Raw genomic sequence first — 16,951 nt, forward strand, 5'->3', positions numbered from 1 at the left:
GGCTACGCCTCCTCTTCCTTCTCGTCCTTGTTGTCTTTGCTGTCCTTGCGGCTGAACTCGACCTGCACGCGCGCCTTGTCGATCTCCGGGAAGCCGAGTCTGCGGGAGGTGGCCTTGCGGCCCTTCACTCCGGGCACTTCGAGGTCGAGACCGTTGTCGTCGACCTTCAGGATTCGGGCCACCAGCTCGCCGCCCTCGGCCAGTTGGAACTTCACCAGCCGGTCGACGGCACGGACGTAGTGCCGGTGTTCCGTGAGGGGGCGCTCCGCGCCGGGGGTGCCGACCTCGAGGGTGTACTCGCCCTCGCCCATCGCGTCCGTCTCGTCCAGCTTCGCCGAGAGCGCACGGCTCGCATCGGCGATCTGGTCCAGGTCCGCCCCGGTGTCGGAGTCGACGACGACGCGCAGCACTCGCTTGCGTCCGACCGATTCCACCGCGATCTCTTCGAGGTCCAGGCCCTGGGAGGTGACGAGCGGTTCCAGCAGTTCTCGCAGCCTCTCGCTCTGGGTGGTGCTCATCCGGGTGACTCCTCGGCCGCGTGTGCTGTTGTGGGATGGGTCGCGTGTCTGGTCAAAGGGTATCCGGTCGCGAGGGCTGTTGCCGTCACGTGTGCCTCCGGCGGTGGGGCCGCCGCGCCCAAGAGCTCGGGGACTGCGCGCCCCTTGGGCGGTCCACGAGCCGGTGACATGAGTCTCGGGGGTTCGCGGGTACCGTGATCAGCGGCGGGCCGGTGTTCCCCGCCCGCGTGTTCGTACGAGCCCCGAGGACGTCTGCCGTGCCGTACCCCCCGCCCTCGCGCATCCCCTCGGGGCCGCGCAGAAGGACTCTGCTCGCCTCGGCTGCCGGGGCCGCCCTGTTGGTGGGCTGCTCGTCCGGTTCCGAGGACTCCGACGGCGGCACGAGCGGCAGCCCGTCGGTCGCCGAGCGGGCACGCGCGCGTGCGGCACGGGACAGCGAGGGGCTGGTCGAGCGGTACGACGCGGTGCTCGCCGCCCATCCGGCGCTGGCGGAGCTGGTGGGGCCGTTGCGGGCGGAGGCCGTACGGCATGTGGAGGCGTTCGGAGGCGGCCGTAAGGCCTCGGACAGTCCGTCACCTTCCGCGTCGCCGTCACCTTCCGGTTCGCCGTCGGCCGCCGTGCCCCTCGACGAGAAGGAGGCCCTCGCCGACCTCGCCGCCGCCGAACGGGCTCTCGCGGATCGGCGGGCCAAGGCGCTGCTGGACCTGCCGGGTGAGCCGGCGCGGCTGCTGGCCTCGGTGGCCGCGGCGGGGGCGGCGCACGCGTATCTGCTGACGGAGGGGGCCAAGTGAGCGAGGCGAAGAAGCAGCGGCTGACGGCGCTGCAGGCGGCGCTCGCCGCCGAGCACGCGGCGGTGTACGGATACGGCGTCGTCGGCGGCCGGATCCGCGAGGGACGGCGCGCTGAAGCGCGCGCGGCGTACGACGCGCACCGGGCGCGGCGGGACGCGCTGGCGCGCGAGGTACGCGACCTGGGCGCCGAGCCTGCCGCCGCGAGCGCCGCGTACGCGCTGCCCTTCCCGGTGCCGGACTCGGCCGCGGCCGTCCGGCTCGCCGCCGAACTGGAGGACCGGGTGGCCGGGGTGTACTCCGACCTGGTGCGGGCAGCCGAGGGTGAGCTGCGGGGTACGGCCGCCGAGGCGCTGCGGGAGGCCGCGGTGCGGGCGGTGCGCTGGCGGGGCGAGAGCGTAGCCTTCCCTGGGCTCGCCGAGCGGGCGGCCACGGCGTCGGCATCGGCGGCGCCCACCGCCTGACGCCGGGCCGGCGAACACGTACGGGAGTACGGGAGTACCGGAACGGGACACGGGACACGGGACACGGGACACGGGACACGGGAAGGGAACGACTCGCGCATGGCTTTCGAACCGCCGCAGCGTCTGGTCAGGGCGCTCGGTGAGACGGCACCGGACGGTGACGACTGGTTGGAGAAGCTGCCGCAGGCGGCCCACCAGGCCGTCGCGCTACGCGAGTTGACCGTTGAGCGGGTGCAGGTGCCGGGCGGCCGCAGCAGCCTGGTGGTGCTGGTACGGCGCCCGGACGGCACTCCCGCCGTGCTGAAGCTGGCCCCGCCCCGGGCCCGTCCGGAGAGCGAGCGGGCGGCGCTGGCGCACTGGGGTGGCGTGGGCGCCGTACAACTGCTCGACGAGCCTTCCGTCGAGGGTGTGCTGTTGCTGGAGCGGCTTCACCCGGATGTGTCGGTGCGGTCGTTGCCGGAGGCGAAGGCGCTGCTGGAGGCGGCGGGGACGCTGCGGCGGCTGTGGGTGGAGCCCCCTGGTGAGCATCCCTTCGAGACCGTCGCCGGGCGGACGGGTCGGCAGGCCGAGGCGATGCGGGCGACTGCGTCTGCGGATGCCGAGGTGACGGCGCTCGTCGACGCCGCGCTTGCCGCGCGCGAGGAGTTGTTGGCCGCGCCGCCTGAGCGGCGGTTGCTGCATGGGACGTTTCGGCAGAGCAAGGTGCTGGCCGGGGAGCGGATGCCGTGGCTGGCGGTGGGGCCGGATCCGGTGGTGGGTGAGTGCGCGTTCGATCTGGCTCGGCTGGTGCGGGATCGGGTGGAGGATCTGATTGCCTCGCCTTCGGGGGCGGCGACTACGCGGCGGCGGGTCAAGCGGCTTGCGGAGTCGTTGGAGGTGGATCAGGACCGGTTGCGGGGGTGGACGCTGTTTCGGGCCGTGGAGTCCGGGGTGCGGGCGGTCAGGGTTGGGCGGCCGAAGGATGCTGAGTTGTTGTTGGAGTTTGCCGGGTGGCTTTGAGGAGCCCCGCGCCCCTTAGGGGGTTGGGCTCGCCATCAGCTTCAAGGCCAGCGCAGGACAGTCCGTCGCTGCTCTGCGTGCTCGTTTGACCGTTCTGGCGGGGACGGGAGTGTCGGCGACGAACGGGTAGCCCCACTCGTCCAGCGTGATGTGGTCCGGCAGGAGTTCCGCACACAAACCGTGGCCCTCGCAGGACGTCCAGTCGATGTCGATCCGCTGGTCCATGTCAGGTCTCCTGGGGTACGGGCAGTAGCGGCGTGCGGTCGGTCGCGGTGCAGAAGCCGCTTGCGTGGGCGTCGAGTTCGGGCGCGAAGGTCGTCAGGGCGCTGCGGACCAGGCGGACCGTGCCGTCGGGGTGGTGGCAGGCGCCGCGGCCCTCCACCAGGCCGGCCCAGCGGGCCACGTCGGTGCGGGTGCTGCCCTGGGGCCCGGCGGTGGCCAGGGTGGCGAAGGCGGCGGCGATGCGGGGCAGGCCGTTGAGGCAGGGGCCGCACTGGCCGGCCGACTGGAGGGCCAGGTGGCGCAGCACTCGGGAGGTTTCCGCGAGGCCGCAGCGGTCGGCGGGGAGGGCGGCGAGGACACCGGCGCCCAAGTGCGCCGAGTCCACGGTGAGTCGGGCCGCATCGGCGGCCGGGATCCAGGTGCCGTGGTAGCCGCCGAGCAGGACGGCCGACATGCCGTCGAGGGGCAGCAGCCGGTGCAGCGGCATACCGAACGGGGCCTCCAGGACCCGGGGTCCGCGTCCCGGCACATGCACCGTGCACAGGGCGCTGCCGGGCTGGGCAGGGGTGCCGGCGGAGCGGAACCAGTCGGCGCCGTAGCGGGCGATCAGGGCGAGGTGGGACAGGGTCTCGACGTTCTGGACCAGGGTCGGGGCCCGGTGGACGCCGCGTTCGCGAACCGGCGGGCTCTGGTACGTGGGCAGGGCGGCGCCTGACGAGACGTACCGGACGAGGGCCGAGGACTCGCCGGACAGGAACCGTTTGGGGAGCCGTACGACTCGCACGGGCACGGGGTCGTACCCGCTGGCCGAGGGCCGACTCGAGGTAGGACGCGCCGTCCTCCACCGCCAGATGGGCTTCCCCCGCGCCGACCGCGGCGGCGGCCAACTGCAGGCCGTCCAGGACGAGATGGGGTGACAGGCGCAGCAGCGTCCGGTCCTTGCGGCTCGCGGGCTCGCTCTCGGCGCCGTTGGCCACGACGACCGGCGTACGGCCCGAGCGCCGGCCCGCCTCGGTCACCGACAGCAGCTTGCGGTAGACGGGGAACGCCGCTCCCCCGCGACCGGTGAGGCCGGACTCGGCGACCTCCCGCAGCAGGCCGGCGGGATCGCCGTACGGCACGGGGCCGTAGCGCTTTTCGTGCGTGGTGAAGTCGGCCGGGGCGCCGCCGGGGGCGAGCAGCCGGGGGGACATGTGGACGTCGGTGAAGGTCATGGTCACGGTCGGGCTCCTTCAGCCGTGCGGAGCAGGGCGGCGGGCGTGCGGCGGGCGGCGCGTGCGGAGTGGGCGAGGCGGAGACCGAAGGCGGTGACCACGGCGGCCACGCAAGCGACGGTGAGCCAGGTCATCCAGTCGCTGCCGGTGTCCGTGCCGATGCCGACGCCGTGGATCAGGGCGATGGGCCAGGAGGCGTACGCCAGCCAGTGCACGGCCCGCCAGGTGCGGTGGCCGACGCGTTCCCGCAGGAGGCTGGTGACCAGTACCGCGAGCATCAGGTCGAAGGCGACCGTGCCCAGGCCCAGCCACAGGGGCTGGTGCTCGGAGGCGAAGGGGACGAGGACGTCGAGGACGGTGATGTCGACGTAGTCGTCGATCACCGCGAACGCGATGTGCGGGGCCAGGAAGGCCGTGGCGGAGAGGGAGAGGGTGCGGTGGAGGGTGACGGTGCCGAAGCGGGGCAGGCCGGGGATCCTTCCGCGCAGGCGTACCGCGATGCCGAGCAGGACGACGACCGTGAACAGGACCAGGCAGACGGCGCCGGTGGCGCGGTTGGCGTACCAGAGGGTTTCGGAGGTCATGCGGCCGGCTCCGGATCGGAGGCGGCAGCGGTCGGCCAGCCCGGTGTCGTGACCACGGTCCCGTCCTGCGCGACCAGCCGTGCCGGGAGGCCCAGCCGCGTCAGCCGGCGCTCCGCGCCCGCGCCCTTCACCAGGGCCGCCGTGCTCGCCGCGTTGGCGTCGGCGCAGGTGGCCGCGGCGACCGAGACGGTGCGCCAGGGCGAGCGGACGGGCAGGCCGGTGCGCGGGTCGACGATGTGGTGGAGGGCGTGGCCGCCGCGGCGCCAGTTGCGGGCCGCCGTGCCCGAGGTCGCGAGGCCTCCGCTGTGCAGGCCCACCGTGGCGTACGGCCCTTGCGTGGGCGTCTCGTCGACCGGGCCCGTGACGTCCTGGACGCGGATCTGCCAGCCGCCCGCCGGGGGTTCGCCCGCGACGGCCGTGTCGCCGCCGAGGCTCACGAGCACTCCGCAGCCGGCCGCTTCGGCGAGCATCGCGGCGGCCCTGTCGGCCGCCCAGGCCTTGGCCGTGGCGCCCAGGTCCAGGCGGACCCCGGCCGGGACGCTGACCGTGCCGGTCTCCCGGTCCAGCCGCACCTGACGCCGGCCGGGAGCGCGCCGCACCCTCAGCCGTACCGGCCGGTCGTCCTCGCTGACCAGGGTGAAGTCCCGGTCGTAGCCGATCACTTCCATCGCCGAGCCGACCGTCGGGTCGACGTCGCCGTCCGTGGTCTCGGCCGCGCGCAGGGCGACCGCGAGGGCCTCGGCGAGCAGGGGGCTGACCCTGACCGGGCGGCCTGCCGAGTCGTCGAGGGAGGCGAGTTCCGAGTCCGTACGGAAGCGGCTGCACGCGGCGTCGACCTCGGCCAGGTGCCGGGCCAGGAGGAGGTTGCAGGAGTCCAGCAGTGCCGGGTCGGTGACGACGAGCCGGACGCTCGTGCCGAGGGCACGCCAGTCGGTGGCGGCGGTCGTGCGCAGGGCTGTGCTCATCACGACGCCCCCGAGGCGGAGTCGGCGGAGCCGCTGCCGGAGGTCAGGCCGGAGGAGGACGAACTCGACGAGGACGAACTCGATGAGGAGGAGTCCGACGCGGAGGAGTCCGACGCGGAACTGCTCGATGAGGACGAGGAGTTGTCGGTCGACGAGGAGTTGTCGGTCGACGATGTCGAGGACGTCGATTCCGTGCCGCCGCTCGACGTGCTGCTGGAAGTGCTCGTGCTGCTGGAGCTGCTCGACCCCGCGCTGCCGCTCGCCGTCGTGTCGGCGTCCGTCTGCATGGTGCCGATCAGGGCGAAGACCCCCGCGGTGGCCGCGAGCGTGATCGCCACCGCGGTCGCCGCCGTGCGCTGTGCTCCTCTGCGGACCGCTGCCGCGGCGCCTCTTTCCCTGGTACGCAAGACCGTTCCCCTCCGTAGTGACGCTCTGTCACGTCCTACGGTCGGGGAACGGCCTGAGGAATAGCTGTGAGGCGCCTTTAGGCCCCCGGAGAAGATTCTGAGGGGTTCCTTTAAGGCGCCTCCGGCGGTACTACGCCGTCAGGCGAGCGATCGCCTCGTCCACCGTGAGCTCCTCGCGCTCACCGGTCCTGCGGTCCTTGAGCTCGACGACGCCCTCGGCCGCGCGCCGCCCGGCCACCAGGATCTGCGGTACGCCGATCAGCTCCGAGTCGGTGAACTTCACGCCCGGCGAGACGCCCGCCCGGTCGTCGCACAGGACGCGCAGACCGGCCGCGGAGAGCTTCTCGGAGACGTCGAGGGCGAGTTCGGTCTGCAGGGCCTTGCCCGCGGCGACCACGTGGACGTCGGCCGGGGCGACCTCCGCGGGCCAGCACAGGCCCTTGTCGTCGGCGGTCTGCTCGGCGAGGGCCGCGACCGCGCGGGAGACGCCGATGCCGTAGGAGCCCATGGTGACGCGGACCGGCTTGCCGTTCTGGCCGAGGACGTCGAGCTTGAGGGCGTCGGCGTACTTGCGGCCCAGCTGGAAGATGTGGCCGATCTCGATGGCGCGGTCGAGCTTGAGGCCGGTGCCGCAGTTCGGGCAGGGGTCGCCGTCCTGCACGACCACGACGTCGACGTACTCGCCGACCTCGAAGTCACGGCCGGCGACGACGTTCTTGGCGTGGGTGGCGTCCTTGTTGGCGCCGGTGATCCAGGAGGTGCCGGGGGCCACGCGCGGGTCGGCGATGTACTTGACCTTCTCGCCCAGGCCCTGCGGGCCGACGTAGCCGCGGACCAGGTCCGGGCGGCCCGCGAAGTCCGCCTCGGTGACCATCTCGACGACGGCCGGGGCGAAGTGGGCCTCGACCTTGTCCATGTCGACCTCGCGGTCGCCGGGAACACCGACGGCGACGATCTCGCCGTCGACCTTCACCAGGAGGTTCTTGAGGGTGGCGGAGGCCGGGACGCCGAGGTGGGCGGCGAGGGTCTCGATGGTGGGGGTGTCCGGGGTGGGGATCTCTTCGAGAGCGGCCACGCCGTCGGCGTCCACCGGCTTCAGCTCGTACGCGACCGCCTCGGTGTTGGCCGCGAAGTCGCAGTTCGGGCAGTCCGCGAAGGTGTCCTCACCGGCGCCGGCCGGGGCGAGGAACTCCTCCGACTTGGAGCCGCCCATCGCGCCGGCGGTGGCGGCGCAGATGCGGTAGTCGAGGCCGAGGCGCGCGAAGATCTTCTGGTACGCCTCGCGGTGCAGGGCGTAGGACTGGGCGAGGCCCTCGTCCTCGGTGTCGAAGGAGTAGGAGTCCTTCATGAGGAACTCGCGGCCGCGCAGGATGCCGGCCCGGGGACGGGCCTCGTCACGGTACTTGTGCTGGATCTGGTAGAGGATGACCGGCAGGTCCTTGTAGGAGGATGCCTGGTCCTTCACCAGCAGGGTGAAGATCTCCTCGTGGGTGGGGCCGAGCAGGTAGTCGCCGCCCTTGCGGTCCTTGAGCCGGAACAGTTCCTGGCCGTACTCGTCCCAGCGGCCGGTCGCGTCGTACGGCTCGCGCGGCAGCAGCGCGGGGAGCAGCACCTCCTGGGCGCCGATCGCGTCCATCTCCTCGCGGACGATGCGCTCGACGTTGGCGAGGACCCGCTTGCCGAGGGGCAGCCACGACCAGATGCCGGCCGCCGTGCGGCGGACGTAGCCGGCGCGGACGAGCAGCTTGTGGCTGAGGACCTCGGCGTCCGCCGGGTCGTCGCGCAGCGTCTTCGCCATCAACTGGGACATGCGCTGGACCGGTGCGTTCGCCATGGTTCTCGTACTCCTGCTGGTTTGGGTTATGGCAGGAGGTTAGCCGGGGGGTACGGGGCGGTGGAAATCGGTTATCGGCGGCGCAGCGGCAGAGGGGCGCCCATCACGGCGTACGGCTTGGGGGCGCTGGGGAAGAGGACCTGGCGGGCGAGGTCCTGGTAGCCGAGGGAGCGGTAGAGGCCGCGGGCCGGGCTTTCGACGTCGATCGCCGAGAGGATCGAGCGGGGTTCGGTGGCGCCGTCCGTGATCGTGGTGATCAGGGAGCGGCCGACGCCTCGGTTCTGGTAGCGCGGGTGGACGTGGAGTTCCGTGATGACGAAGGAGTTGTCGAGCCAGTCGTCGTAACCCTGGGCTCGGAGGTAGGGCTCCACGACGGTGGACCACCAGTGGGTGCGGTCATTTGGCATGCCGTACACGAACCCGACGAGGCGCCCGGCGGTGGTGGCGCCGAGGGAGCGGGCGCCTGGGTAGGTCATGTGGCGCAGGACGATTTGGCGGCGTACGGCTACCTCGTCGGGGCCCAGGCCGAAGGCGACGGCTTGGACGGCCAGGGCCTCATCGACTCGGGCTGAGAGGTCCAGGGGGGCGATCACGATGTCGTCGGGCCGGCGGCGGTGTCCGTGACCGGGAAGGCGCATGTGGGGAGCGTACAGGGGGCTACAGGTTGTAGTTCGGCCGCGGGTTGGGCTGGTCTCGCCCACGCGGCGGAGCCGCATATCGATACAGTCCCGCGCCCCTTGCGGCACTTCAGAACAGGACGCTCATGAATGCGCCGACCTCTTGGAAGCCCACCGTGGTGTACGTCCTTCTCGCCGCCGTGTTGAAGTCGTTGACGTAGAGGCTGACCACCGGGGCGACATCCGCCAAGGCGTAGCGCAGTACGGCCGCCATTCCGGGGGCCGCCAGGCCCTGGCCTCGGTACTCCGGGGCCACCCACACGCCCTGGATCTGGCAGGCCCTGTCCGTCGCGGCGCCGATTTCCGCCTTGAAGACGACCTTGCCGTTCTGGTCGAGGCGGGCGAAGGAGCGGCCGGAGCCCACGAGTTCGGCGACGCGGGCCTGGTACAACAGCCCGCCGTCGCCTGCCAGCGGCGATACGCCGACCTCCTCGGTGAACATCGCCACGCACGCCGGCATGATCGTCTCCATCTCGTCCTTGCGGATGCGGCGGACGTACGGATCCGGGGTGATGTCGGCGGGCATGCGGTCGGTGACCATGAGGGGCTGGTGGCGGCGGACCTCGCGGGCCGGGCCCCAGCTGGGCTCCAGCAGGCGCCACAGCTGGGCGGTGGATTCGGCGGGGCCGACGATGGAGGAGCAGCGGCGGCCCGCGCGCCGGGCCCGGTCGGCGAAGGCCCGTACCGCCCGTGGGGTGGCGCAGATCGGGACGAGGTTGGCGCCCGCGTAGCACAGGGATGTCAGCATGCCGCCGTCGTACCAGCCCCACATCTCGCCGCCGAGGCGCCAGGGGTCGAGGCCGGCGATCTGGACACGGGACGTCACGAAGGCGTTCGCGACCGGCTCGCGGTCGAGGACGGCGAGCGCGGCGTCCAGGTCGCTCGGTTCGAGCACCCGTGAGGTGGTCTGGGTCAACACGTACGGGGCCTCACGCTGGGGTTCTGCTGATCCCCGCACTGTACCTGCGGAAGCTGAGCCACGCCGCCCCTCGGCTGCGCCGCTGGGCCGGACGCCTACGAGCTCGGGCCGCTCCGAGAGGTTGGCGACTGCGGGTGGGTGGGGGCTGGTCGCGCCCACGCGGCGGAGCCGCAGATCGATACAGTCCCGCGCCCCTTGGGGGACTGCGGCCCCCACATCCCATCCGGCGTTTGAGGACGAGGCCCGTTCAGGGCCGAACCTCAGCCCGCCACCGAGACCGAAGGCTCGCCCGAGGTGGCGCCGTCCGCCTCCATCTGTTCGGCCAGCTTCATGGCCTCCTCGATGAGGGTCTCGACGATCTTGGACTCGGGGACGGTCTTGATGACCTCGCCCTTGACGAAGATCTGGCCCTTGCCGTTGCCGGAGGCGACGCCGAGGTCGGCCTCGCGGGCCTCGCCGGGGCCGTTCACCACGCAGCCCATGACGGCCACCCGCAGCGGGACCTCCATGCCGGTCAGGCCCGCCGTGACCTCCTCGGCCAGCTTGTAGACGTCGACCTGGGCGCGGCCGCAGGACGGGCAGGAGACGATCTCCAGGCCGCGCTGCTTGAGGTTCAGGGACTCCAGGATCTGGATGCCGACCTTCACTTCCTCGGCGGGGGGAGCCGACAGGGACACGCGGATCGTGTCGCCGATGCCCTGGGAGAGGAGGGCGCCGAAGGCGACAGCGGACTTGATCGTGCCCTGGAAGGCCGGGCCCGCCTCGGTGACGCCGAGGTGGAGCGGGTAGTCGCACTGGGCGGCGAGCTGCTTGTACGCCTCGATCATGATGACCGGGTCGTTGTGCTTGACCGAGATCTTGATGTCCCGGAAGTCGTGCTCCTCGAAGAGCGAGGCCTCCCAGAGCGCCGATTCGACCAGGGCCTCGGGCGTCGCCTTGCCGTACTTCTGCAGCAGGCGCCGGTCCAGGGAGCCGGCGTTGACGCCGATGCGGATCGGGGTGCCGTGGTCCTTGGCGGCCCGCGCGATCTCCTTGACCTTGTCGTCGAACTGCTTGATGTTGCCGGGGTTCACGCGGACCGCGGCGCAGCCGGCCTCGATGGCCGCGAAGACGTACTTGGGCTGGAAGTGGATGTCCGCGATCACCGGGATCTGGGACTTGCGGGCAATCGTCGCGAGGGCGTCGGCGTCGTCCTGGGTCGGGCAGGCCACGCGCACGATCTGGCAGCCGGAGGCCGTGAGCTCGGCGATCTGCTGGAGGGTGGCGCCGATGTCGGACGTACGGGTCGTGGTCATCGACTGCACGGACACCGGGGCGTCTCCGCCTACCGCCACGGAGCCGACCTGGATCTGCCGGCTCTTCCGGCGCTCGGCAACCCTGGTCGGAACGGACGGCATGCCGAGAGAAATCGCAGTCATCTGCTGTGCAACCCCAAGTCGTGGATCAAGGTCCGGTCCCGTCAGCAGCGGGCTCCAGGCTTCGAGATTACGGCACGGGCCCTCACCCCAGCACTCCCCCACCTCGAATGCACTCGGCGGGGGGACCCCCATCGGCCCGTAAACCCACTCAATGGAAGGCGGCCCGGGACTCCCCATGATCCCGGGCCGCCTCGAACTCCGTGTGACTAGGAGATTCTGACCGGGTTAACCACGTCCGCGACCAGTACGAGGAGTGTGAAGCAGATGAAGATTCCGGCGACGACGTAAGCCACCGGCATCAGCTTCGCCACATCGAACGGACCCGGGTCCGGGCGGCGCAGCACCTTCGCCGTGTTGCGGCGCAGCGACTCCCACAGGGCGCCCGCGATGTGGCCGCCGTCGAGCGGCAGCAGCGGGAGCATGTTGAACAGGAACAGGGAGAGGTTGAAGCCGGCCAGGAGGAACACGAAGGTGGCCAGCTGCTGCGAGGCGGGGATGTCCAGCGTGGCGATCTCACCGCTCACCCGTGCCGCGCCGACGATGCCCATCGGGGAGTCCGGTTCGCGCGGGCCGTCACCGAAGGCCGCGTCCCACAGTGCGGGGATCTTGGAGGGCAGGGCGACGAGGGAGTCGACGGCCTCGCCGACCCGGTCGGTCATCCAGGTCACCGAGTCGCCGAAGTCCTGTTTGACGACGCCGGTGGCCGCGCTGAAGCCGAGGAAGCCGGCCTGGACGTACTTGCCCTCGACATACGCGCCGCCGGAGTCCTTCTGCACGACCCAGTTGGTGGCGATCTTCGCGTGCAGGGTCAGTTCCTCGCCCTTGCGGTCGACGACGATCGGGACGCTCTCGCCGGCGCTGCCGCGGATGAGGTCGGAGAGGGTGTTCCAGTCCTCGGTCCGGACCCCGTCGAAGGAGACGATCTTGTCGCCGGCCTTCATGCCCGCGGCCGCGGCCGGGGACTTGTCGTCGGACGCCTTGCAGTCCTCGCGCTTCTCCTTCTGGTCGATGACACACTGGGAGACCGAGCTGACGGTGGTGGTCTGCTGCTGGATGCCGAAGCCCATCAGCACGGTGAGGAACAGGGCCACCGCGAGGACGAGGTTCATGAAGGGGCCCGCGAACATCACGATCACGCGCTTCCACGGCTTGCGCGTGTAGAACAGGCGGCTCTCGTCGCCGGGGCGCAGCTCCTCGTAGGACTGTGCGCGGGCGTCCTCGATCATGCCGCGCCAGGGCGAGGTGGAGCGGGCTTCGAGGCGGCCGTCGGGGCCGGGCGGGAACATGCCGATCATGCGGATGTAGCCGCCGAACGGGATCGCCTTGATGCCGTACTCGGTCTCGCCCTTGTTCCGCGACCAGATGGTCGGGCCGAAGCCGACCATGTACTGCGGCACCCGGATGCCGAACAGCTTGGCCGTGGACAGGTGGCCCAGCTCGTGCCATGCGATCGAGAAGAGCAGCCCGACCGCGAACAGCACTATGCCGAGGATGAACATCAGGGTCGTCATGCACGGGCCTCCGCCGTGTGTACCGCCAGTTCCTGTGCCCGCCTGCGGGCCCAGGTCTCCGCTTCGAGGACGTCCGCGACGGTGAGTGAGGTTCCCGCCCGCGGGGCGCCGTGTTCCTCCACCACCCGCGTCACGGTCTCCATGATCCCGTTGAACGGCAGTGCGCCGGCCCGGAAGGCCTCCACGCACTCCTCGTTGGCCGCATTGAACACCGCGGGCGCGGTGCCCGCGAGCTCGCCCACGTGGCGCGCCAGGTCGACCGACGGGAACGCGTCGTTGTCGAGCGGGAAGAACTCCCAGGTCGACGCCTTGCTCCAGTCGAACGTGGGGGCGGCGTCGGGGACGCGCTCCGGCCAGCCGAGGCCGATGGCGATCGGCCCACGCATGTCGGGGGGCGTCGCCTGGGCGATCGTGGATCCGTCCGTGAACTCAACCATCGAGTGAACATACGACTGGGGATGCACGACCACCTCAATGCGGTCGAAGGAAATGTCGTAGAGCAGGTGCGCCTCGATGACCTCCAGACCCTTGTTGACGAGGGTCGCGGAGTTGATCGTGATGACCGGGCCCATGGCCCAGGTGGGGTGGGCGAGGGCGTCCTCGACCGTCACGTGGGCCAGCTCGGCCTTCGTGCGGCCGCGGAAGGGGCCGCCGGACGCCGTGACGACAAGCTTGCGGACGTCCGCGCGCGTGCCGGACGCCAGCGCCTGGAACAGGGCCGCGTGCTCGGAGTCGACCGGGATGATCTGCCCGGGCTTGGCGAGGGCCTTGACCAGCGGGCCGCCGACGATGAGCGACTCCTTGTTGGCGAGCGCGAGGGTGCGGCCCGCCTCCAGGGCGGCGAGGGTGGGCGCGAGGCCGATGGAGCCGGTGATGCCGTTCAGGACGGTGTGGCAGTCGGAGGCGGCGACCTGTGTGGCGGCGTCCGGGCCGGACAGGATCTCGGGGAGCGGCTCCCCCGTGCCGTACTGGGCCGTCAGAGCTTCCCGCAGTGCCGGTACGACGTCCTCGCGGGCGACCGCGACGGTCCGCGCCCTCAGCCGGTACGCCTGCTCGGCGAGGAGGGCGACCCGGCCGCCGTTGGCGGACAGGGCGGTGACCCGGAACCGGTCGGGGTTGCGCAGCACGAGGTCGATGGCCTGGGTGCCGATCGAGCCGGTGGAGCCGAGGATCACCACGTCCTTGGGGCCGTCGCCCGCCACGGGGTCGTAGACGAGATGCGGGTCGGCGAGGGGGGCTGGACTGTCGCTCATCCCCCCATTGTGGCCGTAAGGGCCGACAGGAAGGACAGGGCGTCCCCATCGGCGGGTAACAGGACGGTGAGGGGTCACTGCGGGCAGTGACCCCTCGGGGTGTCCGTCACCTGATCGGGCGGTGCACGTTCTCCCGCCGGCTCGGGCCCGGTGTCGCGTCGGCGATCCACGGGGCGCCGTCGTCCGACGGGTCGACGATCCCTTGCTCCAGCCACTCGTACGTGCCCGACATCACGCCCTTGACGACCTTGCGGTCGAGGTCGTCGGTGTTGGACCACAGGCGGCCGAAGAGCTCCTCGATGCGCAGGCGGGCCTGGTGGCAGAAGGCGTCGGCGAGCTGGTAGGCCTCGCGGCCGTGCTCGCCCTGGCCGCGCAGGTGCTCGGCGCGGACACAGGCCGCGCTCATGGCGAACAACTCGGCGCCGATGTCCACGACCCGGCCGAGGAAGCCCTGCTTGGTCTCCATGCGGCCCTGCCAGCGGGACATGCCGTAGAAGGTGGAGCGGGCGAGCTTGCGGGACGTTCGTTCGACGTAGCGCAGGTGAGCGGACAGGTCGACGCCGCGTTTGAACTCGCCGAACGAGTACGGCAGTTGCCCCTGCCCCGCGACCAGCTTCGGCAGCCACTTGGCGTAGAAGACGCCGGCGTTCGCGCCCGCCTTCGCCTTGTCCTGGAGGGACTTTTCGGGGTCGATGAGGTCGCCGGCGACCGAGAGGTGGGCGTCGACGGCCTCGCGGGCGATCAGGAGGTGCATGATCTCCGTCGAGCCCTCGAAGATGCGGTTGATGCGCAGGTCGCGCAGGACCTGCTCGGCGGCGACGGCGCGCTCGCCGCGGGCCCGCAGCGACTCGGCCGTCTCGAAGCCGCGGCCGCCGCGGATCTGCACGAGTTCGTCGGCGATCGTCCAGGCCATCTCGGAGGCGTAGAGCTTGGCGAGGGCGCCTTCGATACGGATGTCGTTGCGGTCCTCGTCGGCCATCTGCGAGGCGAGGTCGGTGACGGCCTCCAGGGCGAAGGTGGTGGCCGCGATGAAGGAGATCTTCGAGCCGACGGCCTCGTGGTGCGCGAGCGGCTTGCCCCACTGCTCGCGCGCCGCCGACCACTCGCGGGCGATCTTCAGGCACCACTTGCCGGCGGCGACGCAGGAGGCGGGGAGCGAGAGCCGCCCTGTGTTGAGGGTGGTGAGGGCGATCTTCAGGCCGGCGCCCTCGGGGCCGATGCGGTTGGCGGCGGGGACGCGGACCTGGTGGAAGCGGGTGACGCCGTTCTCGATGCCGCGCAGGCCCATGAAGGCGTTGCGGTTCTCGACCGTGATGCCGGGCGAGTTGGTCTCGACGACGAAGGCGGTGATGCCGCCCTTGTGGCCCTCGGACTTGGGCACGCGGGCCATGACGACGAGGAGGTCGGCGACGACGCCGTTGGTCGTCCACAGCTTGACCCCGTCGAGGACGTAGTCGTCCCCGTCCGGTACGGCGGAGGTGGCGAGGCGGGCCGGGTCGGAGCCCACGTCGGGCTCGGTCAGCAGGAAGGCGCTGATGTCGGTGCGGGCGCAGCGCGGCAGGAACCGCTCCTTCTGTTCCGGGGTGCCGAAGAGCTTGAGCGGCTGGGGTACGCCGATCGACTGATGGGCGGAGAGCAGGACGCCGATCGCCGGGGACGCCGAGCCGGCCAGGGCGAGGGCCTTGTTGTAGTAGACCTGGCCGAGGCCGAGCCCGCCGTACTTGGTGTCGATCTTCATGCCGAAGGCGCCGAGCTCCTTGAGCCCGTCGATCACGTCGTCGGGGATGCGGGCCTCGCGCTCGATGAGGGCGCCGTCGACCTTCGTCTCGACGAAGTCGCGCAGTTTGGCGAGGAACTCCTCGCCGCGCTGGGCGGCCTCGTCGGTGGGCATCGGGTGGGGGTGGATGAGGTCGAGGCGGAAGCGGCCGAGGAACAGTTCCTTGGCGAAGCTGGGCTTGCGCCATTCCTGTTGCCGGGCGGCCTCCGCCACCTGGCGGGCCTCACGCTCACTGACAGTAGGCTTCGGGGGTGCTGCGGACATGAGGCTCACCTCGCCGCGAATCGGGATCTTGGGCCGTTTGGTTACCGACGGGTGCTACCCGATCGTATGTACCCGATTCCGGGCGACCCCACCACCCCGCGCGCGTCCGTTCAGCCGATGTTGACGGAGTACGCCTTGGTGTCCAGGCGGCCGGTTCCCTTGAAGACCTCGGTGCCGGACTCGATGCCGGAGACGTACTTGTCGTTGCTGAGCAGGTTGCGCCGGACGAGTGCCTGGGTGAAGTCGTCGAGGTTGAGCGTGGCCTTGGTGGTGTTGGCGCGGCGGACGAAGGAGTGGACCTTCCAGCCGATGTCGCCCTCGTAGATGTCCCACATCGCGCCGCCCAGGCTGACGCTGCCGTATTTGGTGCCCAGCGGGCCCGCGCCGCCCTGGCGGTTGAGCCAGATCATGACCTCGTCGGTGGGCTGGTCCTGCCAGTCGGCGGTGTTCTTGGTGTGCAGCCACAGGTCGTAGGCGACGTTCATGGTGCCGGGGTTGGAGCTGACCGAGAACTCCCAGCTCGTCCGGACCGGCTTGCGGTCGCCGACGCGGATCGGCAGGCCGGTCGTCGCCTTGTCGACCTTCCAGCCCCAGTGCCAGCCGAGGACGGTGGAGGCGTACGTCTTGACGTCGTAGTCCTTGCCCGTGGCGCTGTTGGCCAGGCTGTAGTCCGTGCCCCAGGAGATCGTCGAGCCCGACCGGGAGTTGTCCCAGACGCACTGGGTGCCGGTGAACTTGCCCTCGTTCCAGAGGTTGTTGTTCACGTAGTACTTGCCGAGCGTGATCGTGTCGAAGGCCGCGCACTTCTTGCTCGACTCGTCCGCCTGGGCGACGGTGACACCGGCGGCGGCCGCGAGGGCGACCGCGGCGGAGACGAGGGTCTTCGCCTTCTTGGACAGGCGGGGGCGGCGGTGCTGCATGGGGGACGGTCCTTCCGGGGCTGGATCGCTTACGTCCCCTCAGTGGCCGCCGCCTCCGGGAAAGGTTCCGTCACCGGCGCGTCCCCCGGCCCGCGCACCGCCGACACCGCATCGGTCGTCATGGTAGGGAGGAAGCCGCGCCCCGGAAGCCCATCGCGGACACGCGCCCCGGAAAGCCGTCCCGGGCACGCGGCGCGGAGGGCCGGCGTACCCGCCG

The 16,951-nt window shown here is 71.2% G+C and carries 17 protein-coding genes and 1 pseudogene; 4 read left to right on the top strand and 14 right to left on the bottom strand.

Going from position 1 to position 16,951, the window contains the following annotated elements; all coding sequences use genetic code 11:
• Positions 1–2: 2 nt before the first annotated feature.
• Positions 3–518, bottom strand: a complete 516-nt coding sequence (rimP, locus tag QQM39_RS11000; protein WP_301996514.1) for a ribosome maturation factor RimP — start codon at positions 516–518, stop codon at positions 3–5.
• Between the two features lie 257 nt (positions 519–775).
• Here rimP and QQM39_RS11005 point away from each other — a divergent pair, with 257 nt between their 5' ends.
• The 3 genes from QQM39_RS11005 to QQM39_RS11015 all read left to right on the top strand — a co-directional run bounded on the left by QQM39_RS11005 (position 776) and on the right by QQM39_RS11015 (position 2,769).
• Positions 776–1,309, top strand: coding sequence for a hypothetical protein (locus QQM39_RS11005; protein WP_301996515.1), 534 nt, complete (start codon positions 776–778; stop codon positions 1,307–1,309).
• On the top strand, positions 1,306–1,770 hold the full coding sequence (locus QQM39_RS11010; protein WP_301996516.1) for a ferritin-like domain-containing protein: 465 nt from the start codon (positions 1,306–1,308) through the stop codon (positions 1,768–1,770). Before QQM39_RS11005 ends, QQM39_RS11010 begins: the two co-directional genes overlap by 4 nt.
• A gap of 99 nt (positions 1,771–1,869) precedes the next feature.
• Complete coding sequence (locus tag QQM39_RS11015) at positions 1,870–2,769, top strand: aminoglycoside phosphotransferase family protein (protein ID WP_301996517.1); 900 nt, start codon at positions 1,870–1,872, stop codon at positions 2,767–2,769.
• Positions 2,770–2,784: 15 nt separating this feature from the next.
• On the opposite strand, the gene QQM39_RS11020 is transcribed toward QQM39_RS11015, so the two are convergent.
• The 5 genes and pseudogenes from QQM39_RS11020 to QQM39_RS11040 all read right to left on the bottom strand — a co-directional run bounded on the left by QQM39_RS11020 (position 2,785) and on the right by QQM39_RS11040 (position 5,754).
• Positions 2,785–2,994 (bottom strand): ferredoxin, encoded by a 210-nt coding sequence (locus QQM39_RS11020; protein WP_301996518.1) that lies wholly within the window; start codon positions 2,992–2,994, stop codon positions 2,785–2,787.
• Position 2,995: 1 nt separating this feature from the next.
• Positions 2,996–3,781 carry an NADH-ubiquinone oxidoreductase-F iron-sulfur binding region domain-containing protein gene (locus tag QQM39_RS11025; protein ID WP_301996519.1) on the bottom strand — a complete coding sequence of 262 codons (786 nt, stop codon included), beginning with the start codon at positions 3,779–3,781 and terminating at the stop codon, positions 2,996–2,998.
• Positions 3,782–3,872: 91 nt separating this feature from the next.
• Positions 3,873–4,205, bottom strand: a pseudogene (locus QQM39_RS11030) (NADH-quinone oxidoreductase subunit E); the annotation flags it as partial.
• Between the two features lie 2 nt (positions 4,206–4,207).
• Positions 4,208–4,789, bottom strand: coding sequence for a ferric reductase-like transmembrane domain-containing protein (locus QQM39_RS11035; RefSeq protein ID WP_301996520.1), 582 nt, complete (start codon positions 4,787–4,789; stop codon positions 4,208–4,210).
• Positions 4,786–5,754: an FAD:protein FMN transferase gene (locus QQM39_RS11040; RefSeq protein ID WP_301996521.1), complete on the bottom strand. Its 969-nt coding sequence runs from the start codon at positions 5,752–5,754 to the stop codon at positions 4,786–4,788. Before QQM39_RS11040 ends, QQM39_RS11035 begins: the two co-directional genes overlap by 4 nt.
• A gap of 141 nt (positions 5,755–5,895) precedes the next feature.
• Between QQM39_RS11040 and QQM39_RS11045 the strand changes: the two genes are divergently transcribed.
• Positions 5,896–6,225 (top strand): hypothetical protein, encoded by a 330-nt coding sequence (locus tag QQM39_RS11045; RefSeq protein ID WP_301996522.1) that lies wholly within the window; start codon positions 5,896–5,898, stop codon positions 6,223–6,225.
• A gap of 66 nt (positions 6,226–6,291) precedes the next feature.
• Here QQM39_RS11045 and QQM39_RS11050 read toward each other — a convergent pair whose 3' ends face one another.
• The 8 genes from QQM39_RS11050 to QQM39_RS11085 form a co-directional block, all read right to left on the bottom strand.
• Complete coding sequence (locus QQM39_RS11050; RefSeq protein WP_301996523.1) at positions 6,292–7,995, bottom strand: proline--tRNA ligase; 1,704 nt, start codon at positions 7,993–7,995, stop codon at positions 6,292–6,294.
• A 71-nt stretch (positions 7,996–8,066) separates the two neighbouring features.
• Positions 8,067–8,633, bottom strand: a complete 567-nt coding sequence (locus QQM39_RS11055; RefSeq protein WP_301996524.1) for a GNAT family N-acetyltransferase — start codon at positions 8,631–8,633, stop codon at positions 8,067–8,069.
• Positions 8,634–8,742: 109 nt separating this feature from the next.
• On the bottom strand, positions 8,743–9,591 hold the full coding sequence (locus QQM39_RS11060; RefSeq protein WP_301996525.1) for a GNAT family N-acetyltransferase: 849 nt from the start codon (positions 9,589–9,591) through the stop codon (positions 8,743–8,745).
• A 260-nt stretch (positions 9,592–9,851) separates the two neighbouring features.
• The gene (gene ispG / locus QQM39_RS11065; RefSeq protein ID WP_301996526.1) at positions 9,852–11,009 is read right to left on the bottom strand and encodes a flavodoxin-dependent (E)-4-hydroxy-3-methylbut-2-enyl-diphosphate synthase; all 1,158 of its coding nucleotides are present in this window, start codon (positions 11,007–11,009) and stop codon (positions 9,852–9,854) included.
• Positions 11,010–11,215: 206 nt separating this feature from the next.
• Positions 11,216–12,508: an RIP metalloprotease gene (locus QQM39_RS11070; RefSeq protein ID WP_302003546.1), complete on the bottom strand. Its 1,293-nt coding sequence runs from the start codon at positions 12,506–12,508 to the stop codon at positions 11,216–11,218.
• An 8-nt stretch (positions 12,509–12,516) separates the two neighbouring features.
• Positions 12,517–13,773 (bottom strand): 1-deoxy-D-xylulose-5-phosphate reductoisomerase, encoded by a 1,257-nt coding sequence (gene dxr / locus QQM39_RS11075; RefSeq protein ID WP_301996527.1) that lies wholly within the window; start codon positions 13,771–13,773, stop codon positions 12,517–12,519.
• A 106-nt stretch (positions 13,774–13,879) separates the two neighbouring features.
• Positions 13,880–15,814 carry an acyl-CoA dehydrogenase family protein gene (locus tag QQM39_RS11080; RefSeq protein ID WP_301996528.1) on the bottom strand — a complete coding sequence of 645 codons (1,935 nt, stop codon included), beginning with the start codon at positions 15,812–15,814 and terminating at the stop codon, positions 13,880–13,882.
• A 110-nt stretch (positions 15,815–15,924) separates the two neighbouring features.
• Positions 15,925–16,734: an endo-1,4-beta-glucanase gene (locus QQM39_RS11085; RefSeq protein ID WP_301996529.1), complete on the bottom strand. Its 810-nt coding sequence runs from the start codon at positions 16,732–16,734 to the stop codon at positions 15,925–15,927.
• Between the last annotated feature and the right edge of the window lie 217 nt (positions 16,735–16,951).

The sequence above is a fragment of the Streptomyces sp. DT2A-34 genome (genome assembly GCF_030499515.1).
Taxonomy (GTDB): domain Bacteria; phylum Actinomycetota; class Actinomycetes; order Streptomycetales; family Streptomycetaceae; genus Streptomyces.